The organism is Streptomyces sp. NPDC035033 (assembly GCF_040636735.1).
In the GTDB taxonomy this organism is placed as follows: Bacteria; Actinomycetota; Actinomycetes; order Streptomycetales; family Streptomycetaceae; genus Streptomyces.
The window spans coordinates 1-5,801 of sequence record NZ_JBEZUZ010000183.1 but is presented as its reverse complement, the minus strand read 5'-3'; the positions used below and the strand labels follow the sequence as shown (position 1 = coordinate 5,801).

The following is a 5,801-nucleotide window of genomic DNA, read 5'->3' as shown; positions in this document are numbered from 1 at the left end:
CGGGCTCGCCGCCGCGAAGAAGGCGGGCAAGCTCGTCAACCTGGAGAAGGAGCTCGCCGAGCGCCGACCTGGTGGCGGTGCGCCGCCGCGGCGCCGGCACGGACCTCGCCCCGAACGCGTGACGGAGACGATGCGCAACGACGAGCTCCTCGCCCTGGACCGGGCGCACGTGTGGCATCCGTACGGCCCCATGCCGGGCCGCACGGAGCCGCTGGTGGTCGCGTCCGCGTCCGGGGTGCGGCTGCGCCTCGCCGAGCCGGCCGAGGGGCGGTCCGAGCTGATCGACGGCATGTCCTCGTGGTGGTCGGCCGTGCACGGCTACAACCACCCGGTGCTCAACGAGGCGGCGCGCGGCCAGCTCGACCGGATGAGCCACGTCATGTTCGGCGGGCTCACCCACGAACCGGCGGTACGGCTCGCGGCGCGGCTCGTCGAGATCACGCCCGAGCCGCTGCGGCACGTCTTCCTCAGCGACTCCGGCTCCGTCGCGGTCGAGGTCGCGGCCAAGATGTGCCTGCAGTACTGGCGCTCGCTCGGCCGTCCCGGCAAGCGGCGGCTGCTGACCTGGCGCGGCGGCTACCACGGCGACACCTGGCAGCCGATGTCGGTGTGCGACCCCGAGGGCGGCATGCACCGGCTGTGGTCGGGGGTGCTCCAGGAGCAGGTCTTCGTGGACGAGCCGCCGGCCGCGTACGAGGAGTCGTACGCCGAGTCGCTCCGTGCCGCGATCGCGCGGCACGCGGACGGACTGGCCGCGGTGATCGTGGAGCCGGTGGTGCAGGGCGCGGGCGGGATGCGCTTCCACGACCCCGGCTACCTCCGGGTGCTGCGCGAGGCGTGCGACGCGCACGACGTGCTGCTCGTCTTCGACGAGATCGCGACGGGCTTCGGCCGGACGGGCACGCTGTTCGCCGCGGACCGGGCGGGGGTCTCCCCCGATGTGATGTGCCTGGGGAAGGCGCTGACGGGCGGTTACCTGTCGATGGCGGCGACCCTGTGCACCCGCGCGGTGGCCGACGGCATCTCCCGGGGCGAGGTGCCGGTGCTCGCGCACGGCCCGACGTTCATGGGCAACCCGCTGGCCTCCGCGATCGCCTGCGCCTCGATCGACCTGCTCCTCTCGCAGGACTGGGCCCAGGAGGTCAAGCGGATCGAGGGCGGGCTGCGCGAGGGGCTCGCGGGCGCCGCGGACCTCCCGGGCGTCCGCGACGTGCGGGTGCTCGGCGCGATCGGTGTCGTCCAGCTCGACCACGAGGTCGACATGGCGGCGGCGACCCGGGCCGCGGTCCGGGAGGGCGTGTGGCTGCGCCCGTTCCGGGACCTGATCTACACGATGCCGCCGTACGTGACGGAGGACGCCGACCTGGCCCGGATCTGCGCGGCGGTGCGCGCCGCCGCGGCCGCGGGCTGACCCCGCCCGGCGGGGACGGGCCGGCGCGGCGGAGGACGGACCGGGCCGGCGGGAACGGATGGAAGGGAACAGCATGAGCATCGTCGTCGTCAGCGGGACGGGGACGGAGATCGGCAAGACGGTCGTCACGGCGGCCGTCGCCGCCGCGGCCGTCGCCGCCGGCCGTTCGGTCGCGGTCCTCAAGCCCGCCCAGACCGGGCTCTCGCCCGAGGAGCGGGGCGACGCCGACGAGGCGGTACGGCTCTCGGGCGCGAAGACCGCCGCCGAGCTGGCCCGCTACCCGGAGCCGCTCGCCCCGGGCACGGCCGCCCGGCGCGCGGGCATGGCCCCGGTCGGCGCCGAGCGGGTCGCGGAGGCGGCGCGCGCGCTCGCCGAGGAGCACGACCTGGTGCTCGTCGAGGGCGCGGGCGGGCTGCTCGTCCGGTTCGACGCGGAGGGCGGCACGCTCGCCGACGCGGCCCGGCTGCTCGGCGCGCCCGTCCTCGTGGTGGCGCCGGCCGGTCTCGGCACGCTGAACTCGACCGCCCTGACGGCGGAGGCGCTGCGGGCGCGCGGCATCGCGCAGCTCGGCGTGGTCGTCGGCAGCTGGCCGGCGGAGCCGGACCTCGCGGCGCGGTGCAACCTGGCCGATCTGCCCGAGGCGGCGGGCGCCCCGCTGCTCGGCGCGGTGCCGGAGGGGTCCGGCGCGCTGGACCCGGCGGCCTTCCGGGCCGCCGCGCCCGACTGGCTCGCCCCCGTGCTCGGCGGCACGTGGGACGCGGACGCGTTCGCGCGCGCCGCCGGGGCCTGAGGAACCGGCGCTCCTCCCTTCCGCGCGTCCCCTCCCTCCGTAGGGTGAGGGGATGCGCGCACACGTACAGGAGCTCGTCCTCGACTGCGGCGATCCGGCCGCCCTGGTCCGCTTCTGGGCGGCCCTCCTCGGCGGGGAGCCGGTCGACCGGAGCCCCGACTGGTCCTTCGTGGATCCGCCCGGTTTCGTGCGGCTCGCCTTCCAGCGGGTGCCCGAGGGGAAGGCCGTGAAGAACCGGATGCACCTGGACCTGGAGGTGGCCGACCCCGAGGAGGCGGCCGACGAGGCGGCGCCGCTCGGCGCGGTGCGGGCCGGTGGCCTCGTCACCGACGCGCAGGGGTCCTTCCAGGTGATGCGCGATCCGGAGGGGAACGAGTTCTGCTTCGTCACGGGGTGACGGCGGCCGCGCACGGGCGCCACCCGTCACCCGCCGGCCGTCCCGCGGGTCCACGGTGCGGAATGTGCTGGCGACGGCCGGGGTCGCGTGGTGGGATCTGGCCATGATCGACATACGCATCCGGGCCGCCGCGCCCTCCGAGGCCGCTTCCGTGCTCGCCTTCTGGCGGGAGTCCGCCGAGGGCACCTCCATCTCCGACGACGTCGACGGGGTGGAGCGGCTCCTCGACCGCGACCCCGGCGCGCTGCTCCTCGCCGTCGACGGCGAGGTGATCGTCGGTTCCGTGATCGCCGGCTGGGACGGCTGGCGCGCCTCGCTCTACCGGCTCGCGGTGCTCCCCTCGTACCGGCGGCGCGGGATCTCCAAGGCGCTGCTGAAGGCGGCGGAGGAACGGTTCGCCACGCTGGGCGGGCGCCGCGCGGACGCGATGGTCCTGGAGGCGAACGAGCGGGCGCACCACGCGTGGGCGGCGGCGGGGTACGTACGGCAGGACACCTGGCGCCGCTGGGTGAAGCCCTTCACGGAGTGATCGACCCGCCGTTTTGCCGATCCTTTACCATGGGATCTCCTTCCGACGACCACGACGACCGAGACGACCGAAAGGTGTGAACGTCCGCCCATGGGCGAGCCTCCCAGTAGCACTGGTGCCTCCGTACTCCGGAACACCGGTCCCGATCGCGGTGACCGACACCGCGCGCTCCGTGCCCCGCTGACTGATCATGGGACGGAGGTGAACCGATGACCGAAGTGCTTCTGCTCCTGGTGGCGCTGCTGCTCTCGCTCGCGTGCGGCGCGTTCGTGGCGGCGGAGTTCTCGCTGACCACCGTGGAACGGGGTGAGCTCGAAGCCGCCGCGGAGCGCGGCGAGCGCGGCGCGGCCGGCGCGCTGAAGGCCGTCAGGTCGCTCACGTTCCAGCTCTCCGGCGCCCAGCTCGGCATCACCGTGACCAACCTGGTCGTCGGCATGCTCGCCGAGCCCTCCATCGCCGCGCTGCTCAAGGGCCCGGCCGAGGCGCTCGGCCTCTCCCCCTCGGTGGCCTCCTCGGTCGCCCTGGTCCTCGGCACCGCCGTCTCCACCGTGGTCCTCATGGTGGTGGGCGAGCTGGTCCCCAAGAACTGGGCGATCTCCTCGCCGCTCGCGATCGCCAAGGTCGTGGCGACCCCCCAGCGGGTCTTCACGGCCGCGTTCAAGCCGCTGATCAGCCACCTCAACAACACCGCCAACCGGATCCTGCGCCGGCTCGGCATGGAGCCGACCGAGGAACTGGCGTCCGCCCGTTCCCCGCAGGAGCTGGTGGCGCTCGCCCGCCACTCGGCGAAGGAGGGCGCGCTGGAGCCCGACACGGCCGAGCTGTTCGTCCGCACCCTGAACCTGGCGGAGCTGACCGCCGAGAACGTGATGACCCCGCGCGTCCAGGTGACCGCCCTGGAGGTGCAGGCCACCGTCGAGGACGTCGCGAACGCGACGCGCGCCACCGGCCTGTCCCGGTTCCCCGTCTACCGGGGCAACCTCGACACGGTCGTGGGCATCGCCCACGTCAAGGACGTGCTGGCCATACCGGCCGGCGAGCGGCGCCTGCGCCGCGTCGGCGACATCGTGCGGGAGCCGCTGCTCGTGCCCGAGACGCTGACCGTCGACAAGCTGCTCGACCGGCTCTCCGGCAAGCAGACGATGGCCGTCGTCATCGACGAGTACGGCGGCACGGCCGGGGTCGCGACCCTGGAGGACATCGTCGAGGAGGTCGTCGGCGAGGTGCGCGACGAGCACGATCCGCACGAGACCCCCGACCTGGCGCGGGCGGGCGAGGACGAGGACGGCCGTGTGCTGTGGTCGGCCGACGGCGCCGCCCGTACCGATCAGCTGGAACGCATCGGTCTGCGGGTGCCGGACGGGCCGTACGAGACCCTCGCCGGCGTCCTCGCGACCGCACTCGGCCGGATCCCGGCCGTCGGCGACGGCGTGGAGCTGGGCGGCTGGCGCCTCGACGTCGTCGACGCCTCCGGGCGCCGCGCCGCGCGCGTGCTGCTGCACGCACCGCTCCCCCAGGACGGGGACGAGACCGGGGAGACGTACCGATGACCGCGATCCAGCTGCTGATCGGCCTGCTCACGCTGGTCGTGAACGCCTTCTTCGTCGGCGCCGAGTTCGCCCTGATCTCCGTCCGCCGCAGTCAGATCGAGCCGCTCGCCGAGTCCGGCGACCGGCGGGCCCGCAGCGTCGTCTGGGGTCTGGAGCACGTCTCCGCGCTGCTCGCCGCGGCGCAGCTCGGCATCACGCTGTGCACCCTGGTGCTCGGCATCGTCGCCGAGCCCGCCATCGCGCACCTGCTGGAGCCCGTCTTCGACGCGGTCGGCGTGCCGCACGGCCTGGTCCACCCGATCTCCTTCGTGATCGCGCTGACCGTGGCCACCTATCTGCACATGCTGCTCGGCGAGATGGTGCCGAAGAACATCGCGCTCGCCGAACCGACCAGGACCGCGCTGCTCCTCGGTCCGCCGCTGGTCGCCCTGGCCCGCGCCCTGCGGCCGGTGATCTTCACGATCAACGCCTTCGCGAACACCCTGCTCAAGCTGATGCGGGTGGAGACGAAGGACGAGGTGTCGGCGACCTTCTCGGACGACGAGCTGGCCCGGATGGTCACCGACGCGGGTGACGCCGGCCTGCTCGACGACCGCGCGGCCGAGCGGCTGCACGACGCCCTGGAGCTGGGCCGCCGCCCGGTGCGGGACGTGGTCATGCCGGTGGAGAAGGTGGTGTACGCGCAGGTGGGCACCACTCCGGAGGAGCTGGAGGAGCTGTCGGCCCGGTCGGGCTTCTCCCGCTTCCCGGTGGTGGACTCCGACCGCCGGATCCTGGGCTACCTCCACGTGAAGGACGCCCTGGACGTCACCCCGCGCGACCTGCCGTTCCCGGTGTCGGCGCTGCGTCCGATCGCCCGCGTGCGGGCGGCGACGCCGATGGACGACGTGCTGACGGCGATGCGCCGCAGCCGGACCCATCTGGCCGCCGTGCTCGACGACGGCGGCAAGCTCGCCGGTCTGGTGACGATGGAGGACGTGCTCCGCGAACTGGTGGGGCGTCCCACGGCGCCGTGACGCCGCGTGCCGGCTCCGCGGCGCGGAGGGGAGGGGCCCCGGTACCCGAACTCGCCCGGGCGGGGCGGGAGATCCGCGCCGCGCTCGCCGGCCACCCCGCCACCTGGC

At 74.5% G+C, this 5,801-nt stretch carries 6 protein-coding genes; all 6 read left to right on the top strand.

Annotated features, from left to right (window positions below):
- Positions 1–130: 130 nt before the first annotated feature.
- The 6 genes from AB0E83_RS34945 to AB0E83_RS34920 all read left to right on the top strand — a co-directional run bounded on the left by AB0E83_RS34945 (position 131) and on the right by AB0E83_RS34920 (position 5,693).
- The gene (locus tag AB0E83_RS34945; protein WP_362120774.1) at positions 131–1,411 is read left to right on the top strand and encodes an adenosylmethionine--8-amino-7-oxononanoate transaminase; all 1,281 of its coding nucleotides are present in this window, start codon (positions 131–133) and stop codon (positions 1,409–1,411) included.
- A gap of 73 nt (positions 1,412–1,484) precedes the next feature.
- Positions 1,485–2,201, top strand: a complete 717-nt coding sequence (bioD, locus tag AB0E83_RS34940) for a dethiobiotin synthase (RefSeq protein WP_362120772.1) — start codon at positions 1,485–1,487, stop codon at positions 2,199–2,201.
- Positions 2,202–2,253: 52 nt separating this feature from the next.
- Positions 2,254–2,598, top strand: coding sequence for a VOC family protein (locus AB0E83_RS34935; RefSeq protein ID WP_362120770.1), 345 nt, complete (start codon positions 2,254–2,256; stop codon positions 2,596–2,598).
- A gap of 103 nt (positions 2,599–2,701) precedes the next feature.
- Entirely contained in the window at positions 2,702–3,127 is a 426-nt protein-coding gene (locus AB0E83_RS34930; protein ID WP_362120768.1) for a GNAT family N-acetyltransferase, read from the top strand.
- A 209-nt stretch (positions 3,128–3,336) separates the two neighbouring features.
- Entirely contained in the window at positions 3,337–4,677 is a 1,341-nt protein-coding gene (locus AB0E83_RS34925; RefSeq protein WP_362120766.1) for a hemolysin family protein, read from the top strand.
- Positions 4,674–5,693, top strand: a complete 1,020-nt coding sequence (locus AB0E83_RS34920) for a hemolysin family protein (protein ID WP_362120764.1) — start codon at positions 4,674–4,676, stop codon at positions 5,691–5,693. The genes AB0E83_RS34925 and AB0E83_RS34920 overlap by 4 nt, the downstream gene beginning before the upstream one ends.
- Positions 5,694–5,801 lie beyond the last annotated feature (108 nt).